Below are 19,823 nucleotides of genomic sequence, written 5' to 3' on the forward strand. Positions count from 1 at the left end.
ATAGTTTTAATTATTTTCCCATGCTCCTCTTGTAAAATCCGGTATTTCTACAGGAATACTGCCGTTTAATACCGATTGCTCGCTTAGTTCTGTGATGCATGACCATTCGGCGGCATCGTATACATCCATATCCAATGGGAGCCCGTTGCGCAGGCAATGAATCAAACGGCAATCCATGACATAATTCATTTCATTGGGCAGATTTCTCCGATGGGCTTCTGCACCGTAAGTAGCTGTAAAAGGGTGTTTGTAGCGTTCCATAATATCTTCAAGCGCTTTTCCTTCGAGAGGAGTACTTGCATCGGGCTCAAAGGCGATACAGGGAACGGGATACTTCTGGGCAAAGCCTTCCGTACCACAGATTGTATGGAGGCGGCTGTACGGGCGTGGAGTGACGACATTATACTGAACCATGATACTCTTGCCTTTCATTGTGTGAATCAAGGTGGTGTTCATATCTCCCAACCGATACTTTTGACGGGCTTCGGGAGAATTTTCTCCGAATGTCTTACGGGCGTACGACGTCATGCCGGCTTGCAGACTCGATAATGAAACGAGATAATTCATGCGGTCTCCCCGATGAATATTCAGTACCTGGCAAATGGGGCCTAAGCCGTGAGTAGGATAGGGGTTACCGGTATGCTCTATGCTATATTTCCTCCCCCAATGATTGTGAAATCCTCCTTTACTTTCGTCGGCGAAGTAGATAGAGCGCAGATCATGTATGTATGCTCCCTCTACGTGCGTTATCTCTCCGAATACACCTTGTTGTGCCATATTCAGTGTGGTCAATGCAAATGGATCGTAGCAACAGTTTTCAAGCATCATACAGTGTTGTCTTGTCTTCTCGGCTGTATCTACCAGCTTCCAGCATTCTTCTACGGTCATGGCTGCCGGAACTTCGATAGCTACGTGTTTACCGTGTTCCATAGCATAAACTGCCATGGGAGTATGTGTCAGCCAATCGGTACAGATAAACACCAGGTCAATATCATTCCGTTCACACATTTGTTTCCATCCATCCGCCCCGGTATAACCATCCGGCTGGGGATAGCCTGCTTCCCAGAGAATTTTCTGCGCTTTAGTCAGGTTACCTTCCCTGATTTCGCATAGTGCTTTAATCTCGATTCCTTCGATTTGCAGATAACGCTGTAAAGTCAATACACCTCTATTGCCAAGCCCAATGAAAGCAAGGCGCACAATGGGGATGGGAGGATGTGCCAGTCCGAGCACATGTGTTTGTGAAGGAGTTCTCATATGTGGTTAGGATGTTAGGGTTATATATAAAAAAAGAGAATCTAATTTCTCAGATTCTCTTTAGAGCGGAAGACGGGGCTCAAACCCGCGACCCTCAGCTTGGAAGGCTAATGCTCTATCAACTGAGCTACTTCCGCAATTTTTGTGGGCAAAGATGGATTCGAACCACCGAAGTCGAAAGACAGCAGATTTACAGTCTGCCCCATTTGGCCACTCTGGTATTTGCCCTTTTGTTCGCTTTTGAGTCCCTTTGCTTTCTCTTAAGTAGGTTTGTTTCTCAATTGCGATGCAAAGATACAACTATTTATTTAAACTCCAAACAAAATCGATCATTTTTATTGCAGTAATTGCACATTCGTCTCCTTTATTACCCAGTTTGCCGCCGGCTCTATCTTCAGCCTGCTCCATGGTATTGGTAGTAATTAATCCGTAAATAACTGGTATATCGCCAGTTGCATTCAGTTGTGCGACACCTTGTGTCACTCCCATGCAAACATAATCAAAATGTGGAGTATCTCCTTTAATTACGCAACCAATGATAATAATTGCATCTACATCGCAATTTTCCATCATTTGATTGGCGCCGAAAGTTAGTTCGAAACTTCCCGGTACTGTTTTCACCAGAATATTTTCTTGCTTTGCTCCGTGTTTCTTTAAAGTTTTCACAGCTCCGTCCAGCAGGGCGCCGGTGATATGGGCGTTCCATTCGGAAACAACGATACCGAATTTCATTTCTTCTGCATTCGGAACCGAATTAAAATCGTAATCAGATAAGTTATGATATGCTGTTGCCATAATATATATGTTTTTGGTTGGTTTAAAAAAAGCTACCCAGGTTCGTTTGGGTAGCTTTCTATATAATAAGGTATATACCCCGTTATTATTTTTTCAGCAGTTTGGCTTGCTCGATGTACTTATCGATGTCCATAGCCTGATAAGACTGGAAGTATTTGTCTTTGATCTTGGTGAAGGCTTTTACAGCATCATCGTTTTTGCCTTGCTTCATCAGGATTTCTCCGGCTTGCAGTAGGAAGATGGGGCTCAGAGTGCTGTTATCAGCATTGTCTGCTGCTTTCAGAAGGGTTGAAGCTGCTTTGTCGAGTTGGCCTAACTGAGCGTAGCAGTTGCCAATGGCACCCTGAATGGCAGGAGCCACCATCTGGTCGTCTCCGCTGAAGCCGTCGAGTGCTTTGATTGCTTCGTCATATTTACCTAAATTCTGGTAGCAGATGCCGGCGTAAGCTTTTGCCAGGTTGGCTGCTTTGGTTCCGCTGAATTGATCGGCTACTTTCAGGAAACCGATAGAACCGATACTATCACCGTTCAGTGCCTGCTCGTATGCGCTTTGTTCAAAGTACTGTTCGCTTTTGAAAAGAGCAGCCTGCGCTTTTTCTTCACGGGGTTCTGCATAGAAATTCTTGTAGAGGATCACGCCTGCTACGATTACGATTACGGCTACAACGGCGCCAATGATTGCTTTTTTGTTTTTAACAAGAAATGCTTCCGACTGTGTCAGTGCATCTTCCACATTCAGTTCGTTGTTGTGGTTCTTTTGTTCTGCCATTTTTATATGATTCTTTTTGTTATTTTTTCAACTGGATATTTTGGTCAGCAAAAGTAGTTTTTTTATATATATAAACGAAATTTAGAGGCATCTTTTTTTGTTTTACGGCCTAAAACCCCGAAAATCTTTCTACTTTTGTAACCAAACTCAATGTGCATACATGATACTGAAGCGTATATCTATACTGAATTATAAGAATCTGGAGCAGGTGGAACTGAATTTCTCGGCTAAGTTGAACTGCTTTTTCGGACAGAACGGGATGGGAAAAACCAACCTGCTCGATGCTGTCTACTTTCTGTCTTTTTGTAAAAGTGCCGGAAATCCGATTGATTCGCAGAATATTCGTCACGAACAGGACTTTTTTGTGATTCAGGGGTTCTACGAGGCGATGGACGGAACGCCTGAGGAGATTTATTGTGGAATGAAGCGCAGGTCGAAAAAACAATTCAAACGCAATAAGAAAGAATATTCCCGTTTGTCGGATCACATCGGATTTATTCCCTTGGTAATGGTTTCGCCGGCCGATTCGGAATTGATAGCCGGTGGTAGTGACGAGCGGCGCCGGTTTATGGATGTGGTTATTTCACAGTATGACAAAGAGTATCTGGATGCTTTGATCCGTTACAATAAAGCATTGGTGCAACGAAATACGCTGCTGAAGAGTGAACAGCCGGTGGAAGAAGAATTGTTTTTGGTTTGGGAGGAAATGATGGCACAGGCCGGTGAGGTGGTGTTCCGGAAGCGGGAGGCATTCATCAGTGAGTTTATCCCTATATTCCAGTCATTCTATTCGTATATCTCGCAGGATAAGGAGCAGGTAGGGCTGACTTACGAGTCACATGCAAGGGGGGCTTCTCTGCTTGAAGTCTTGAAGGAGAGTCGGGTACGGGATAAGATTATGGGATATTCACTCCGGGGGATACATAAGGACGAGTTGAATATGTTACTGGGTGACTTTCCCATTAAAAGGGAAGGTTCACAGGGGCAGAACAAGACTTATCTGGTAGCGTTGAAGCTTGCCCAGTTTGATTTTCTGAAACGTACGGGAAGCACGGTGCCTTTGTTGCTGTTGGATGATATTTTCGACAAGCTGGATGCTTCGCGCGTAGAACAAATCGTGAAGTTGGTAGCGGGTGACAATTTCGGGCAGATTTTTATAACGGATACAAATCGTGAGCATTTGGATCGTATATTATATAAGGTAGGCAGTGATTATAAAATGTTCCGTGTAGAAAACGGGGCAATTAATGAAATGGAGGAAAAAGACCAATGAAACGGAATGATGCGGAGCCTATTGGCAAACTGATTCAGAAATATCTACGTCAAGAGAGTCTGGAATCTCCACTGAACGAACAGCGTTTGCTGGATTCGTGGGAAACAGTGTTGGGACCTACTATAATGTCGTATACAAGAGATTTATATATTCGTAATCAAGTATTATATGTGCATTTGACTTCTGCTGCCCTTCGTCAGGAGTTGATGATGGGAAGGGAACTGCTGGTTCGTAATCTTAACCAGAAAGTCGGTGCTACGGTGATTACTAATATTATTTTTCGCTGACAGCCGTTATCTCTACCAAGAACGAAGGCTCTGTTTGATACAAACAGAGCCTTCGTTCTTGGTTAACAGAGCTTCTGTCCGGAGTGGATAAAGCCTCTGTTTCAGTGAAACGTTGTTTGCTTAATATTCCAGGAATGGAATGGTATCTATGACCGGCATTTTCAACTCTTTCAGCTCTTTGCAAGCCCGGTCGTAATAGACCGGATTTTCTAAATCGAGATTGTTGTGTGCATCCAGTCCGATGATGGCTGTACATCCTTCATTGGCCGCAATGTGCCAAAACTGTGGACAGGGATAGGTCATTATTCCCCGGGCTTCATTGGTGGCCATATAACCGACATTGTATTCTAACGGGATGTTCAGTCGTGCCGCAGCCCGGCAGATGTGGCGGCTAATGCTGGTACAATGTGTATCGAATTCCGGATAGGAGCGCATAAAGAGGTCGGGGTGGGCCAGATAGGCGAATAGTCCGCTCTCCATTCCTTCAATAGAGCTTTCCTCATAGAGGTCGAGCATGTCCCGGTTGGTAGTGTGGTGTCCGAAGTATGGAAACTTTTCGTCGGTGTGGTAATGATGGTTCCCAAAAAGGATGTAGTCCAACCGGTACTCTCTAATGATTTCTTTCAGCCAATGGGTGTATTCGGGAAAATATTCGCATTCCAATCCGATTCTGATACTGATCCGGTTGCGGTATTTTTCTTTCAAGGCGCGGATACTTTCTACGTATTCCGGTAATTCCTCTGGCAGCATACGTATATCTGATACAAAGTCCGTATGATACTTCCACGGACTATGGTCAGAGAAGCCCAGTTCCTGAAAACCACCTTTGATAGCGCTGCGCACATAGTCTTCGTCGTTTCCTACGGCATGCATACAGCGAGTGGTATGTGTATGATAATTCGTTTTCATTGTGCTATGACGGTATCCATGCGGAAGTCAAATTCTTCTGCAGGAACTTCTTCAATCAATTGAAACGGGAAACAAATTCCGGCTTTGGGTGCCGCGATCTGAGGGAGTAAACGGTCATAATAACCTTTGCCGCGCCCTAAACGATGTCCGTGCCGATCAAAAGCGACACCCGGAATGACTGCCAGATCGATCGCCCGGTAATCGGTGAATCGTGTTCCTGTCGGTTCGGCAATGCCATACGAACTTATGGCAAGATCCTGAGGTCCTGTGTAGACACGTAGTTCTAATTCGTCACCTATCACTACGGGAAGTATAATTTTCTTTGACCGGCTCCATTTCTCAATGAAGGCGTGAGTCTGTACTTCGTCCTTCATTGAGTGATAGAGCAGTATGGTATGCCCTTTTTGGAATTCAGGGTATGCTTCAAGGGTGGTTAGCACCTTCTCCGACAATGCCTTAAGCGTAGAGTCGGAGTATTTCTTCTTCTCCTGTGCTATCCACTTGCGCAGTTGTTTTTTTCTTTCCATCTTTCTTTTCCTCCTTTTGAGGTTCTACGCTGACGGGAGCCTTGGGGAATGCTTCTCCGCTCTCAAGCAGTTCGACAGCCTTTTTCACAGTCTGATCGCTTTGGTTGAGATATTGAATATAGGCTTCTTTTCCCAGCATATTGTAGATGATATTACCGTAAATGCTCTTTTCCAGTAACTTATATGATTTCTGAATCAGAATATTTCTCCGTTTGACTCCTTTGCTGTCAGCATAGCGTATGAACTGTTCGACCAGTCCCTGGCGGCGCAGGTAGTTCAACAATGATTCTTCATCTTCATATTTCTTCAGCTTATCGCGGTTGTTATCCGTATAGTGGAACGTGAACTGAATGGTAAGTCCCTTACTCAGTACCTCGGTCAGATATGAAGTAACACCCGTTGTATCTTGTGGAACGAATACATCCGGCATGATACCGCCACCACCGTATACCGGACGTCCCAGAGCTGTAGAGTAGCGCAGATTTTCGTCGAGCTTGATACTGTCTTTCGAGAAGTATTCTCCATGTTCATAACGCGTCAGCCAATCCATTTCGTAGTTGCGGTCTTTGCCATTCTGGTAAGGACGTTGGATACAGCGTCCGGATGGAGTATAGTAGCGGGCAATGGTCAGGCGGATAGCTGAGCCGTCGCTGAAATCGATGGGTTGCTGTACCAGACCTTTGCCGAACGAACGGCGTCCTACAACCATACCGCGGTCGTTATCCTGGATAGCACCGGTAAAGATTTCGCTGGCTGAAGCCGAACCTTCGTCGATCAGTACGATGATAGGCATCTTCTGGCAGCTGCCTGTTCCGTTGGCAAACTCGTCGGCACGAGGGTATTTGCGTCCTTCTGTGTATACGATCAGTTTACCTTCGGGTAGGAATTCGTTGACCATGCGCACTGCGGCTTCCATATAGCCTCCTGTGTTGCCACGTAAGTCGATAATCAGTCCTTTGCAGTTCTTATGATTCAGGAGAGCAATGGCGTTCAGTAGTTCCACATGTGTGGTACGACCGAATTTACTGACTTGTATATAGCCGAAGTCATCTGTCAGCATATAAGCTGCGTCGATGGTGTTTTGCGGAATATCACCACGTGTGATGGTGAAGTTCAGAAGTTCTTTCTCTGTAGCACGTTTCACGCCCAGTTTCACTTGAGTACCCTTCGGGCCTTTCAGAGTGCGCATGGCACGTTCATTGGTCACTTTCTTCCCTACGAATAAACTGTCGTCCACCATTACGATGCGGTCACCTGCCATCAGTCCTACTTTTTCCGAAGGACCTCCCTGAATAACGCTGTTTACGTGTATGGTGTCGTCCTGGATGGTGAACTGGATACCGATACCGCTGAAGCTGCCTTCCAGTTCCGATGTCACTTCTTCCAGATTTTGTGCCGGGATGTAGGTGGAGTGGGGATCCAGCTCTGCCAGAATCTGTGGCATTGCCTTCTCCACGAGGTCGGTCATGTTGACAGTGTCCACGTACTGGTCGTCGACAATGCGTAGCAGGGCATTCAACTTGTTTGAAGATCCGTTGATAATGCCGAGCCGGTTGCCGGCAAAGTGCTTGGCATAAAATGTACCTATCAGAATTCCGATTACCACACTGATAGCAATGATGACAGGGGTAAATCGTGAAGAGTTCTTTGTACTCATATCTTTAATCATTATTGGCTACAGACGACAAACTGCAGGGTAGAGCTGTGTTGTAGTCAGTTATTTATGTATGTTGTTTCATTTTTCACTTGTATCGACGAAAACGACTTCGATACCTGCACGTTTCAGCAATTCTATTCCGTCTTCCAGGCGGTAGTGCTCGGAGTATACCACTCGTTTGATGCCTGCCTGTATAATGAGTTTAGCACATTCGATGCAAGGCGAAGCTGTAACATACATCGTGGCTCCGTCACTGCTGTTGTTGGAGCGTGCTATTTTGGTGATGGCATTGGCCTCGGCGTGCAGGACATAGGGTTTAGTCACATTGTTATCATCTTCACAAATATTCTCAAAGCCCGATGGCGTCCCATTGTATCCGTCCGAGATAATCATCTTATCTTTGACAATCAGCGCTCCTACCTTACGGCGCTGACAATAAGAATTTTCCGACCAGATGGCAGCCATTCGGATATAACGTTTGTCTAAATCTGATTGTTTTCTGTTTGCTGTGTCCATTCGCTGCTATATTATTTATCAACATGAAATACAAGACATAAGTCCCTGCCTCCCTCATCCTTGTAATAGATGAAAAGGTTGTCGTAATTTCCTTTATACGAAGTAGCTCTGTTGAGTCCTTCGACAAACTTGTTGCTGAATCCTAACGGATCACTTTCAGAACCTTTTACTGAGGCGGAGAAGGCATTGCTTTCACCGTTGGCGCTCCAGGTTCCTGTATAGGTATGTGTCAGAAGCGTTCCGTTAAATTTTCCGCTGATGACATTGTCTATGTTTTCTCCCTCAAACTTGATGGTGTATGCACCCTCCTTATTGATATAATTCTTGATGGACTGCTCGTATTTATCTTTGTCACCCCAGAAATCATAAGGTTTATGATCATTCTTTTTAGTTATGTACGTCAGTTTCCATACTTTTCCGGTAAAGATACCATTCACATCGTCCGAATCATTGCATCCGCATACAAAAGGGAGCATCAAAAGTAGTAATAATAAGTATTTATATTTCATATCTTTCTATTTTTTTTATTCCGTTTCTGATAAGTAATGCATCGATGGTAGGCTCTTGTCCCCGGAAACGTTTATATAGTACCATCGGGTGTTCTGTTCCGCCTTTCGACAAAATGTTACTTCGGAAGGAGTCAGCTACGTCTTTGTTGAAGATTCCTTTTTGCTTGAACAGAGAGAACGCATCCGCATCCAAAACCTCCGCCCATTTGTAGCTATAGTATCCGGCCGAATATCCTCCGGCAAATATGTGTGAGAACTGAGTGCTCATACAAGTTTCCGGTACCATAGGCAGTATCTGTGTTTTGGACCATGCCTGGCGTTCGTACTCTTTTACGTCTCCGTCGAATGGAGTGTTGCGGGTATACCATGCCATGTCCAGCAGACCGAAGCTGACTTGGCGGAGGCAGGCATACGCTACATTAAAGTTAGAGGCATCTACCAGTCTCCGGATTAATTCGTCGGGCAAAGGCTCTCCTGTCTGATAATGGCTGGCAAAGGTATGAAGAAACTCTTTCTCGATGCCGAAGTTTTCCATAATCTGTGAGGGGAGTTCTACGAAATCCCAATAGACATTCGTCCCGCTTAGGCTCTGGTAAGTTGAGTTGGCAAACATTCCATGCAAAGCATGTCCGAACTCGTGGAGGAAAGTTTCTACTTCGTCATAAGTCAACAAAGCCGGTTTGCTTTCTGTCGGCTTGGTGAAGTTCATCACTACCGATACGTGCGGGCGACTGTTCTCGCCTGTGCTTTCTATCCATTGGCCTTTGAATTCTGTCATCCAGGCACCGGAGCGTTTACCTTCACGCGGGTGAAAATCCGTATAGAGCACAGCAAGGAAATTACCGTCTTTGTCCATTACTTCATAAGCATCCACATCCTTATGATATACCGGAATATCGGGGTTCTTGTGGAATGTGATTCCGTATAATCGAGTGGCTAATCCGAAGACTCCCGCTTTCACTTTGTTCAGTTCGAAGTAGGGACGAAGCATCTCTTCGTTGATGTTGAATTGCTGATCCTTCAGCTTGTTGGAGTAGTAGCTCCAATCCCAGGGCATTATCTCAAAATCGTCTCCCTGCTCTTTGCGGGCTAACTCCTGTACTGCTTCATATTCTTTGCGTGCTGTGGGAGTATAAGCATCCAGCAGTTGGTTGAGAAGGGTATATACAGCATCGCTGGTTTCGGCCATGCGTTTCTTCAGTGTATACTCTGCATAATTGTCATAACCCAGTAATTGTGCGATTTCCATATGGATATTGACTATCCTTTTTACAATTTCCAGGTTGTTATATTCATTATTGTACGTGCACTTCGTATTGTAGGCCATATAGAGTTCGCGGCGTAAATTACGGTTGTCGGCATACGTCATGAAGGGAATGTAACTGGGGGCATGCAGTGTGAATACCCATCCATTCACTCCTTTTTCCCGTGCTGTTTCGGCTGCGGCTTCTATAGCACTTTCAGGCAGACCGTCCAGTTGGCTCTTGTCTGTCAGTGCCAGCTGATAGTTATTGGTCTCTTTCAGGTTGTTTTCGCTGAAGTCCAACGTTAGTTTGCTCAGGTCTCTGGTTAATTCACGGTATTTTTCTTTGGCTTCGCCTTGTAGGTTGGCTCCGCGACGGATGAATCCGTCATAGGCATTTTCCAGAAGTTTCATTTGTTCCAGGGTCAGTCCTAAAGAATCTTTTTGTAGGTACACAGCTTTGATGCGTTCAAACAGTGCCTCGTTCAGGCTGATGTTATTGCTGTGCTCACTTAGCAGCGGCATCATTTCCTGGGCAATCTGCTGCAAGTCATCATTCGTTTCGGCACTGCGTAAATTGCCGAATACGGTTGTTACCCGGTCGAGTAATTCTCCGGACTGTTCGTAGGCCAGAATGGTGTTAGCAAATGTAGGAGTTTCCGGATTGTTGACGATGGTATCTATTTCTGCTGCCTGACGGCTGATACCTTCGCGAATGGCCGGTTCATAATGTTCTGTTTTTATTTTATCAAAAGGAACGGTTCCATGCGGAGTTGTATATTTCTCGAAGAATGGATTTTGTGCATTTGCTATATTTGTCATATCAAGTAATATCAATGTTACATTTACAAAATTACAAATTTCACCACAGAGTATCACAGACTTCCGTATAGTTTTCTTCTTATTTAACGTGTTTCACTGTAGTTTTTGCTATGGGAGACGGAGAGAAGAGCAGAACTGTAAAATAAGCATTCCGTGTCTTCGTACGTTTTTTAGGGTGAGCTGTAAAATAAAAAAGCTGTTCCGGTTTCCCGAAACAGCTTTCCATATATTGTATCTTAGCTTGATTATTTAGCAGCGATAACGCGAGCCATTTCACAAACTTTGTTTGAGTAACCCCATTCGTTGTCATACCAAGAAACAACTTTAGCGAAGTTAGAATCCAAAGAGATACCTGCTTTAGAGTCGTAGATTGAAGTGTTAGCGCAACCACGGAAGTCAGTTGAAACAACTGCATCTTCAGTATAGCCCAGGATACCCTTCAATTCGCCTTCAGAAGCTTCCTTCATAGCAGCGTTGATTTCTTCCATTGTAGCAGCTTTTTCCAAAACAACTGTCAGGTCAACTACAGAAACGTCAGAAGTCGGAACGCGGAATGCCATACCAGTCAGTTTACCGTTCAATACCGGCAATACTTTACCTACAGCTTTAGCAGCACCTGTAGAAGACGGGATGATGTTTTCCAGGATACCACGGCCACCTCTCCAGTCTTTCTTAGAAGGACCGTCTACTGTTTTCTGAGTAGCAGTAGCAGCGTGAACTGTAGTCATCAAACCTTTAACGATACCGAACTTGTCGTTCAATACTTTAGCGATAGGAGCCAAGCAGTTAGTAGTACAAGAAGCGTTAGAGATAATGTCCTGTCCAGCGTATGAAGTGTGGTTTACACCATATACGAACATAGGAGTAGAGTCTTTAGAAGGAGCAGACATGATAACTTTCTTAGCACCAGCCTGGATATGTTTGCGAGCTGTTTCGTCAGTCAGGAAGAAACCAGTTGATTCAACTACAACGTCAGCATCAACTTCGTTCCATTTCAAGTTAGCAGGATCCATCTCTGCAGTCAGACGGATTTTGTTTCCGTTTACAATCAGAGCACCGTCTTCTACAGCAACTTCGCCTTCAAAACGACCGTGTACTGAATCATATTTCAGCATGTATGCCAAGTATTCAGCATCCAACAAGTCGTTAATACCTACGATCTGAATGTCGTTACCAAAGTTCTTAACTGCTGCACGGAATACCATACGTCCGATACGGCCAAAACCGTTAATACCTACTTTAATCATTTTGTTTAAACTTTTAAGGGTTTTATAATATTTGTTCAAATACTTTTCTAAATTTGCATTTGTTTCATTAGAATGCGGTGCAAAAGTAAGAAAATGTTTTTATATTCGCATATTAAATTCATATTAAATATAAAAAAAGATGGGAAAAAGTACTTTTTTACAAGACTTTAAAGCTTTCGCCATGAAAGGGAATGTGGTGGATATGGCTGTCGGTGTGATTATTGGTGGTGCCTTTGGCAAAATCGTTTCGTCGGTTGTAGCCGATATCATTATGCCTCCCTTGGGGTTACTTATTGGGGGAGTGAACTTTACGGACTTGAAATGGGTAATGAAAGCTGCGCAGTACGGAGCTGATGGGAAAGAAACTGCGGCTGCTGTTACCTTGAATTATGGTAACTTTCTGCAAGCAACTTTCGATTTTCTTATTATCGCTTTTTCTATATTCTTATTTATTAAACTGATTACAAAGCTGACCCAGAAGAAAGCTGAGGCGCCTGCTGCTCCTGCTGCACCGCCCGCACCTACAAAAGAAGAGATATTGTTGACTGAAATACGTGATTTATTGAAAGAAAAGCAGTAATTTTGCGCCAAATTCATAACATATCTATATATGCAAGAGAAAATTATAATACTTGATTTCGGTTCACAGACCACGCAGCTTATCGGTCGCCGGGTGCGCGAGTTGGATACGTATTGCGAGATTGTCCCCTATAACAAGTTCCCCAAAGACGACGAAACTGTCAAGGGAGTGATTCTGTCGGGAAGCCCCTTCTCCGTGTATGACGAGAGTGCGTTCAAGGTTGATTTGAGCGAAATCAGAGGTAAATACCCCATTCTGGGCATCTGCTATGGTGCACAGTTTATGGCGTATACCAATGGTGGCAAAGTAGAACCGGCAGGTACCCGTGAGTATGGACGTGCTCACCTGACTTCTTTCTGCAAGGACAATGTGTTGTTCAAAGGTGTGAGAGAGGGTACGCAGGTATGGATGAGCCACGGTGATACCATTACTGCTGTTCCTGAGAATTTTAAAACGATTGCGTCTACAGACAAAGTGGCTATTGCCGCTTATCAGGTGGAAGGTGAACAAGTGTGGGGCGTACAGTTCCATCCGGAAGTTTTCCACAGTGAGGACGGTACACAGATGCTTCGTAATTTCGTTGTCGATGTATGTGGATGCAAGCAGGACTGGAGCCCGGCATCGTTCATCGAAAGTACTGTTGCCGAATTGAAGGCTCAGTTGGGCAATGACAAAGTAGTATTAGGTTTAAGCGGAGGAGTTGATTCTTCAGTAGCCGCTGTGCTGCTCAACAAGGCCATCGGTAAGAATCTGACTTGTATTTTCGTTGACCACGGTATGCTCCGCAAAGACGAATTCAAGAATGTAATGCATGATTACGAATGCCTCGGACTGAATGTGATCGGTGTAGATGCCAGCCGTAAGTTCTTCTCAGAACTGGAAGGTGTAACCGAGCCCGAACGCAAACGTAAAATTATAGGTAAAGGCTTTATCGATGTATTCGATGAAGAGGCACATAAACTGAAAGATGTGAAATGGTTGGCTCAGGGTACTATCTATCCGGATTGCATCGAGTCTCTTTCCATCACCGGTACTGTTATCAAGAGTCACCACAATGTGGGTGGACTTCCTGAAAAGATGAACCTGAAACTTTGTGAACCGCTTCGTTTGCTGTTCAAGGATGAAGTTCGTCGTGTAGGTCGTGAGTTAGGTATGCCCGAGCACTTGATTACCCGTCATCCTTTCCCGGGGCCGGGGCTTGCGGTTCGTATTTTAGGTGATATTACTCCCGAAAAGGTGCGTATCTTGCAGGATGCTGACGATATTTTCATTCAAGGTTTACGCGACTGGGGGTTATACGATCAGGTATGGCAGGCAGGTGTTATCTTGCTTCCGGTTCAGTCTGTAGGAGTAATGGGAGACGAACGTACATACGAGCGTGCAGTAGCTTTGCGTGCTGTGACTTCAACAGATGCCATGACAGCCGACTGGGCGCATTTGCCTTATGAATTCCTCGGTAAAGTGTCAAATGATATTATAAATAAGGTAAAAGGTGTAAACCGTGTAACCTACGATATCAGTTCAAAACCACCTGCAACGATTGAATGGGAATAAGCCGTTTGAAGATGGTATATATAAAAGACAGCCGTTCGGAGAAATTCGGGCGGCTTTCCTTTTTTGATGTACGTACAATGCGATTATGATTTAACAGAAAAGGGACATCCTCACGGACCTCCCTTCCCTTTTTTCCTTTTTTAAACCTTATGTAGTTGCTATAAATCTCTTACCGCAACATCTTATTATTATACTAAAAATCAATACTTAGTAAAATTCTATATTATTATACTTCGTTCCTATTGGAAAACTTTTACTCCAGTGCTTTGCCGGCAGCCATCGGCCAATACGGGTTCTGATACATTACCGTAGTATTGATGTCTTCCGGATTGGTAGCTGTCAGTTGCATGTCTTGTAAACCGATCGGATCCAGATAGTATGCTTTGCGCCAAGTCAGACCGTCATACAACTGGTTGTTTGTTTTCGTTCTGCGAAGCGGGCGTAAATACTTGCTGTCTTCTTTCTGCGAGACATTAGCTTCTGTTGTACCATCGGCAACTACTGCCGAAACTTCTTTACCGTCTACTGTTTTTGTATAGTTCTTGTAAGCGGCATCCCAGAAGTTTACACCTTCAATGATGTAAGGCTTTGTAAGCAGCTGATCCCATGAACGCCATCTTTTCAAATCATCCCAACGCATACCTTCACCGATAAATTCACAACGGCGTTCGCGACGGATATTGTAGAGAGTTGCATCAATCATTTTATCACCGGAGTAGACTGCCAGGTCGTTTTCCTGTGTCAGATCTGTAGCGGCGATTGTTTTGGTGTAATCTTCATCTACACCGGCACGGCGGCGAAGTGCTTTCCAGTATCCTTGGGCTTTGGCATCCAGCGAACCGGTCTTTTCGTAGCAGGCTTCCATGTAATTCAGGTTAGCTTCTGCCGTGCGGAAAATAATGCAAGCATTGCTTCCCAACAATTCGTCACTCTTACTCTGATCGTCATCGTATGTATAGGCTTTGCGTGGGCGATATCCTGTTACATCACGAGTCTGTTCCTGTTCCGAAATGATACCTGGTTTTTCGAAGTGGATCACTACACCCGTATCAGCCACTGCCGTATTCTTGGTATCAGTAAGTAACGCATCTTTTTCACCCCATACAAACAATTGCAGACGTTCGTCGCGGTCTTGTTTTTCTTCTGAGATGGTAACGTCTCCATGATAGCCTGAGCCGGAAGCATAGATAGGTAAACCGTTCTTCATTACGAAACTATTGATAAGTGCGCGAGTGAGTCCGGTGCGGTCACCGTTCTTCAAACGTGCCGGAACGCAATGGGAAACACTCAATGATTTGATATATTGTTTCCACAACAACACTTCGCTGTAACCGGAAGCATCGGGGGTACTGAACATTTCGAAATATGGATTCCAGTCATATATCTGTCCGTATTCAGGACCCATCACATGAGAATTTTCCGTCAGTGTGCCCCGATCGGCTACTGCTGCGGCAGCGTTCATGGCTTCGGTCAGGAAGAAGTCTATTTCACCTGCGATATTAAAGGTTTTACCACTGTTGTAACTCATCTTAGCACCCGGCCAATCTGTATCTCCCGGTACACGTCCTGTCCCTTGGTGATATTTTTCAAAAGTGGCTTCAAACAGAGCGACTCTCGATTTAAATAACTGAGCCACCTGTTTGTTGATGCGTTGATTGTCTTTAAAACCCTGATCTTTCAAGCGGCTGATAGCAGTATCCAGATCTTTGAGAATAAAACGGGCCACTTCGTTACGGGGTGCACGTTTGCTGTTTTCAATCAATACTTCGTTCTGGTCCGGCAATACTTTTTCAATAATTGGATAATCTCCGAATTTCACTAAAGCATTGTAGTAGGCCAGTGCCCTGAAAAAATAAGCTTCGCCAATATAATGGCTCAACTCTTCGGCAGAGCCTTGGATGGTACCGGCTTCTTCTTTAGGTAACACTTGCTCAAGCAAATAGTTCCAGGTACGAATACGATTTAGCGGGGTTTGTATTGTTTTACCTTCACTTACTTGCCAGTTGCCTGCAAAGTAATTCAGATTACTTTCATCAGCCAACAGGTTGTCCGTGTTGGCATCATTGCGTTGTACACCCGAGTTCCATGCTGTCTGATGATACATTTTGGTACCATTGGAGTTTTCAAGATAGTCATTATAGTAATTAATGATATAGCTTCCTACCTGGTCCACCGTAGTGAAGTAGGCTTCCGGAGTCACTTGGCTGAGTGGTGCCCGATCCAGGAAGTCTTCACACGAAGTCATTGCCAATCCGCCCATTCCTATTAATGAGCAGAAGTATATATGTTTTAATTTTAGTCCCATAGTTCGTTCGATGAATTAGAAGTTAACATTTAAACCGATTGAAATAGTTCTCTGCAACGGATACAGTTTTCCATCACCCCAGTCGCTACCCAGCAATTCCGGGTCGAATACACCACTGATATCAGATAACGTCAGCAGATTGTCTCCTGATACATAGATACGTACTGACTCCATAGCGGCTTTCTTGGTCCATGCTTTCGGCAAAGTATATCCGATTTGCATGTTCTTCAGACGGCAATAAGCAGCATTTTGCAGATAACCGCTTTGTGTGCGCTGGTTTTTGTCGGTGTTGAAGTAAGGTTTCGGATAGTAAGCTCCCGTGTTGGCTCCCAGAGGGTCACCTTCCGGGCGCCAGTAATCCATGTGCTCTGTGAAGGCGGCAGATTGCCATTGTCCGCCATTGGCTCCCCAGAAGTACGGGCCGTCCAGCCAGTAGTCTCTTTTCATTACCCCTTGCAGGAAGATAGAGAAGTCGAGGCCTTTCCAGGATCCGTCCAGTGTTAAACCAAAGTTGTAGCGCGGAGTATTATTGCCGATTACCTTCAGGTCACCGTGGTCGTTCAGTGTGTTTGAGCCGTTGTTAACACCATCTTTACCGTCGATATTGCCATACATGATGTCACCTGCACCCCAGGCTGTTCCCCAGTTCGGTGTACCGCCATTTGCCAAATGCTTATCCATTTCTTCCTGGCTCTGTGCGATTCCTACTGTTTCGTATCCCCAGATATCTCCAAGAATCTTACCGCCATAGTGTTTATCCAGAGACATTGTCGGATTCGGATACTTCAGGATTTTACGCATGTTGTCCGACAGTACAAAACGAACACCGTAGTTGAATTGTTGAACACGGTCTCTCCATGAGAGTTCGAGTTCCCATCCGTAAGACTTCATGTCACAGTTGTTGATGGCAGGAGCGCTGGCACCCAAAACAGAAGGTAGTGTAGGAGCCGGGCCGATCATGTCGTAAGTGTAACGGTTGTAGTAGTCAAACGAACCGGTCAAGCGGTTATTGAACAATCCCCAGTCGAGACCTACGTTCCATGATTCGATGGTTTCCCATGTCATCAAGCTGCTAACGATGCCCGGAAGACCTGCTGTGTTCTGTTTTTTACCGCCCAGCAACCATCCTGAAGAGGCTGTTCCGGTTGGCATATTCTGATAGAACGGATACCATGCGTCTGTATTGTCCGTATTATTGTTACCGAGCTGTCCCCAAGAACCTCTCAGTTTCAATGTGCCGACCACTTTGGTCAACGGTTCGAAAAATGTTTCGCGTGCAATGTTCCATCCGGCAGAGAATGAAGGGAAGAGTCCCCAGCGTTTGTCACCGATAAAGCGGGAAGAGCCGTCGTAACGTAAGTTAGCTTCCAGCATATAACGTTCTTTGTAGCTATAGTTGACACGTCCGAAGAAACCGGCGATAGCTCTTTCACGTTGCCATGCGCTGGCCTTTTTGTTGTCTTGAGTCAATCCCAGTGAGGGAACTTCCGGACTGATCAGATCTGTACCGAAACCGGTCAGGCCGCTTGGACGATAAAGTTCGGCATTGAAACCACCCATAACTTTAAAGTAATGATCGCCCAGTGTTTTGGTGAAGTCCGAATAGATGTTGGTAGAGAAGTAGTCTTCGTCTTCACGTGAATCCTGCACTTCCGAATAACCTGCGGCACCACCGTTCCAAGAAAGAAGATATGGTTCGTTGTTTACATCGTAAGCATAAATAGGCAATACAGCCCAATGTTGTTTGCGGATATATGTGCGCATACTTCCTTCTGCCACGATGCGCCAGTCTTTAACCGGTTCGAAAACAGCCTGTAACTGTTGCGTATACCAGTTCTTCTGGCTTGTCTGTTTACCTCCGTCTTCCAGCTGAACGATTTCCATGTCACGCTGGTAATGTCCATTCGGGTCAATTACCGGGCAAGTCGGCCAGCGGCGTGCAATATTGTGGAAGAATAAACCGGTCAGGTATGTCGGGCGGTGATAGTCCTCACGTGTCCATTTGCTGGTATAATTCAAAGTGACCCAGTCTGTCAGCTTTGCCGAGATTTTTGCATTCAGGGTGTAACGGTTGAATTTGTCTTCACCATGTTTCAGCAAGCCGGTCTGGTCAAGGAAACTTCCACTGATCATGTAAGTCAGTTTTTCAGTACCTCCACTGATGCTGAGGTTATGTTCTGTAGAAGGTACCCAATCGCGGTAAAACTCGGAGAACCAGTCAGTGTTGGCAAAAGCACCGCCGTAGTTTTGCCACTTCCCATCGGCTCCGGCTACGGTTCCGTAGTATTCGGGTTGTGTCGGGTCAGTGTATTTTCCATCGATGTAGTTTTTAATTCTGGTCATGGCATCGTCGTTAAACACCGGATTACCTCCACCGTTTGTACTTGCTCTGTTAAAGTATTGTGCGAATGTATAAGAGTCTACCATTTCGGGTACTTGGATCGCGTCCGAGAAACGTACATTACCCGAGTAGTTGACTCTGGTTTTACCGGCTTTACCGCTTTTGGTTGTGATCATGATAACACCAAACGAAGCACGTGCACCATAAATAGAAGAGGAGGCAGCATCTTTCAATACCGAAATATTTTCAATATCATTTGGATTTACTGTGTTCATATCGCCTTCGATACCGTCAATCAGCACTAACGGACTGCCACTTGAACCTTCGCCTATGGTACCACCACCGCGAATATTGATATTCAGGCTACTGTCCAGAGTACCACCACTGCTTCCCACTGACATGTTTAATCCCGGGATTACACCTTGAAGTGCTTGAGATACGTTTTGTACCGGACGAGACTCAATTACTTTAGAGTCTACCATGCTGACAGAACCGGTCACATTGACCTTTTTCTGTGAGCCATAACCCACTACGACCACTTCATCCAACTGTTGTGAATCTTCTTTCATCGTAATGTTGATAGGAGAGCCGTCTACCTTCACTGTGACGGTTTTGTAACCGATAAATGAAATTTCAATTGTGCTTCCTTTAGGGGCGTCGATAGAGAATTTTCCATTCAGGTCCGTGATTGTACCTGTATTGTTTGCCAGGACTTTTACGGATACGCCGATCATGGGTTCTCCGGTTTCGTCCACTATTGTACCTTTTACTTTGGTGTTGGCCTGCTGTACAGTTTCAATTCCGTGTTCTTCGTAAGTATTGGCTGCTGCTTGCTGCGGTGTTGCGCACCATAGCATGATAGAAGCAGCGATTGCCATTTTCAGGCGATTTGTTTCTCGAAGCCAGATTAGGCTCGGAAACAGGTTAGTTTTTTCTGTCATACACTAAATTGTTCGGTTAAACATAAATTTGAATAGTTTGTTTTTAGGTTTTCCGATGGAGCTTGGTCGCTTCGGAGTTTGAGTTTAAAGTTTCTTTCTGTTTTTTTATTTCATAAGCTTATCGAATTAGGGTTATTGTATTTCTCCTGTATTTCCTTTCTCGTTTTTCTCCTCTCTGAACTGTGCTGATAATGCCAATCTCTTTCATTTTTTATTAAGTACTCCAGGTACTTAATAGATCATGAAGCATTAAACTTGTTTATCGAAGTTCCAGACGCGACTAAAATCATA

Annotated in this window: 16 protein-coding genes and 2 tRNA genes; 4 read left to right on the forward strand and 14 right to left on the reverse strand. The window is 44.8% G+C overall.

Annotated features, from left to right (window positions below; all coding sequences use genetic code 11):
- Positions 1–6: 6 nt before the first annotated feature.
- The 5 genes from DBK98_RS08780 to DBK98_RS08800 form a co-directional block, all read right to left on the reverse strand.
- Entirely contained in the window at positions 7–1,257 is a 1,251-nt protein-coding gene (locus tag DBK98_RS08780) for a Gfo/Idh/MocA family protein (RefSeq protein ID WP_032536636.1), read from the reverse strand.
- Between the two features lie 64 nt (positions 1,258–1,321).
- Positions 1,322–1,394 (reverse strand) — tRNA-Gly (locus DBK98_RS08785).
- 8 nt (positions 1,395–1,402) lie between these two features.
- Positions 1,403–1,485 (reverse strand) — tRNA-Tyr (locus tag DBK98_RS08790).
- A 72-nt stretch (positions 1,486–1,557) separates the two neighbouring features.
- Entirely contained in the window at positions 1,558–2,052 is a 495-nt protein-coding gene (ribH, locus tag DBK98_RS08795) for a 6,7-dimethyl-8-ribityllumazine synthase (protein ID WP_005775686.1), read from the reverse strand.
- Positions 2,053–2,137: 85 nt separating this feature from the next.
- Positions 2,138–2,821: a tol-pal system YbgF family protein gene (locus DBK98_RS08800; RefSeq protein WP_005775687.1), complete on the reverse strand. Its 684-nt coding sequence runs from the start codon at positions 2,819–2,821 to the stop codon at positions 2,138–2,140.
- A gap of 160 nt (positions 2,822–2,981) precedes the next feature.
- Between DBK98_RS08800 and DBK98_RS08805 the strand changes: the two genes are divergently transcribed.
- Both DBK98_RS08805 and DBK98_RS08810 read left to right on the forward strand, forming a co-directional pair.
- Complete coding sequence (locus DBK98_RS08805) at positions 2,982–4,094, forward strand: DNA replication/repair protein RecF (protein ID WP_005775688.1); 1,113 nt, start codon at positions 2,982–2,984, stop codon at positions 4,092–4,094.
- Positions 4,091–4,381: a DciA family protein gene (locus DBK98_RS08810; RefSeq protein ID WP_005775689.1), complete on the forward strand. Its 291-nt coding sequence runs from the start codon at positions 4,091–4,093 to the stop codon at positions 4,379–4,381. Before DBK98_RS08805 ends, DBK98_RS08810 begins: the two co-directional genes overlap by 4 nt.
- A 120-nt stretch (positions 4,382–4,501) precedes the next feature.
- On the opposite strand, the gene DBK98_RS08815 is transcribed toward DBK98_RS08810, so the two are convergent.
- From DBK98_RS08815 to gap, 7 genes are all read right to left on the reverse strand, one after another.
- A complete protein-coding gene (locus tag DBK98_RS08815; RefSeq protein WP_032535649.1) occupies positions 4,502–5,290 on the reverse strand; it encodes a histidinol-phosphatase in 789 nt (262 codons plus the stop codon).
- A complete protein-coding gene (locus DBK98_RS08820; protein WP_032535650.1) occupies positions 5,287–5,817 on the reverse strand; it encodes a 5-formyltetrahydrofolate cyclo-ligase in 531 nt (176 codons plus the stop codon). Before DBK98_RS08820 ends, DBK98_RS08815 begins: the two co-directional genes overlap by 4 nt.
- Positions 5,747–7,474: a S41 family peptidase gene (locus DBK98_RS08825; RefSeq protein ID WP_005810117.1), complete on the reverse strand. Its 1,728-nt coding sequence runs from the start codon at positions 7,472–7,474 to the stop codon at positions 5,747–5,749. Before DBK98_RS08825 ends, DBK98_RS08820 begins: the two co-directional genes overlap by 71 nt.
- Before the next feature lie 78 nt (positions 7,475–7,552).
- A complete protein-coding gene (locus DBK98_RS08830; protein WP_005775695.1) occupies positions 7,553–7,990 on the reverse strand; it encodes a dCMP deaminase family protein in 438 nt (145 codons plus the stop codon).
- 11 nt (positions 7,991–8,001) lie between these two features.
- Entirely contained in the window at positions 8,002–8,499 is a 498-nt protein-coding gene (locus DBK98_RS08835; RefSeq protein ID WP_005775696.1) for a DUF4847 domain-containing protein, read from the reverse strand.
- Entirely contained in the window at positions 8,489–10,564 is a 2,076-nt protein-coding gene (locus DBK98_RS08840) for a M3 family metallopeptidase (RefSeq protein WP_032535679.1), read from the reverse strand. The genes DBK98_RS08835 and DBK98_RS08840 overlap by 11 nt, the downstream gene beginning before the upstream one ends.
- 245 nt (positions 10,565–10,809) lie before the next feature.
- Positions 10,810–11,811, reverse strand: coding sequence for a type I glyceraldehyde-3-phosphate dehydrogenase (gap, locus tag DBK98_RS08845; protein WP_005775699.1), 1,002 nt, complete (start codon positions 11,809–11,811; stop codon positions 10,810–10,812).
- 139 nt (positions 11,812–11,950) lie between these two features.
- On the opposite strand from gap, the gene mscL reads away from it, so the two are divergent.
- On the forward strand, positions 11,951–12,391 hold the full coding sequence (mscL, locus tag DBK98_RS08850) for a large-conductance mechanosensitive channel protein MscL (protein WP_005775701.1): 441 nt from the start codon (positions 11,951–11,953) through the stop codon (positions 12,389–12,391).
- Positions 12,392–12,421: 30 nt separating this feature from the next.
- Positions 12,422–13,945: a glutamine-hydrolyzing GMP synthase gene (guaA, locus tag DBK98_RS08855; RefSeq protein WP_005775702.1), complete on the forward strand. Its 1,524-nt coding sequence runs from the start codon at positions 12,422–12,424 to the stop codon at positions 13,943–13,945.
- Positions 13,946–14,198: 253 nt separating this feature from the next.
- On the opposite strand, the gene DBK98_RS08860 is transcribed toward guaA, so the two are convergent.
- Complete coding sequence (locus DBK98_RS08860) at positions 14,199–16,250, reverse strand: RagB/SusD family nutrient uptake outer membrane protein (protein WP_005810111.1); 2,052 nt, start codon at positions 16,248–16,250, stop codon at positions 14,199–14,201.
- A gap of 15 nt (positions 16,251–16,265) precedes the next feature.
- Positions 16,266–19,532 carry a TonB-dependent receptor gene (locus tag DBK98_RS08865; RefSeq protein WP_005810109.1) on the reverse strand — a complete coding sequence of 1,089 codons (3,267 nt, stop codon included), beginning with the start codon at positions 19,530–19,532 and terminating at the stop codon, positions 16,266–16,268.
- Between the last annotated feature and the right edge of the window lie 291 nt (positions 19,533–19,823).

Source organism: Bacteroides sp. PHL 2737 (genome assembly GCF_004115325.2).
Classification (GTDB): domain Bacteria; phylum Bacteroidota; class Bacteroidia; order Bacteroidales; family Bacteroidaceae; genus Bacteroides; species Bacteroides hominis.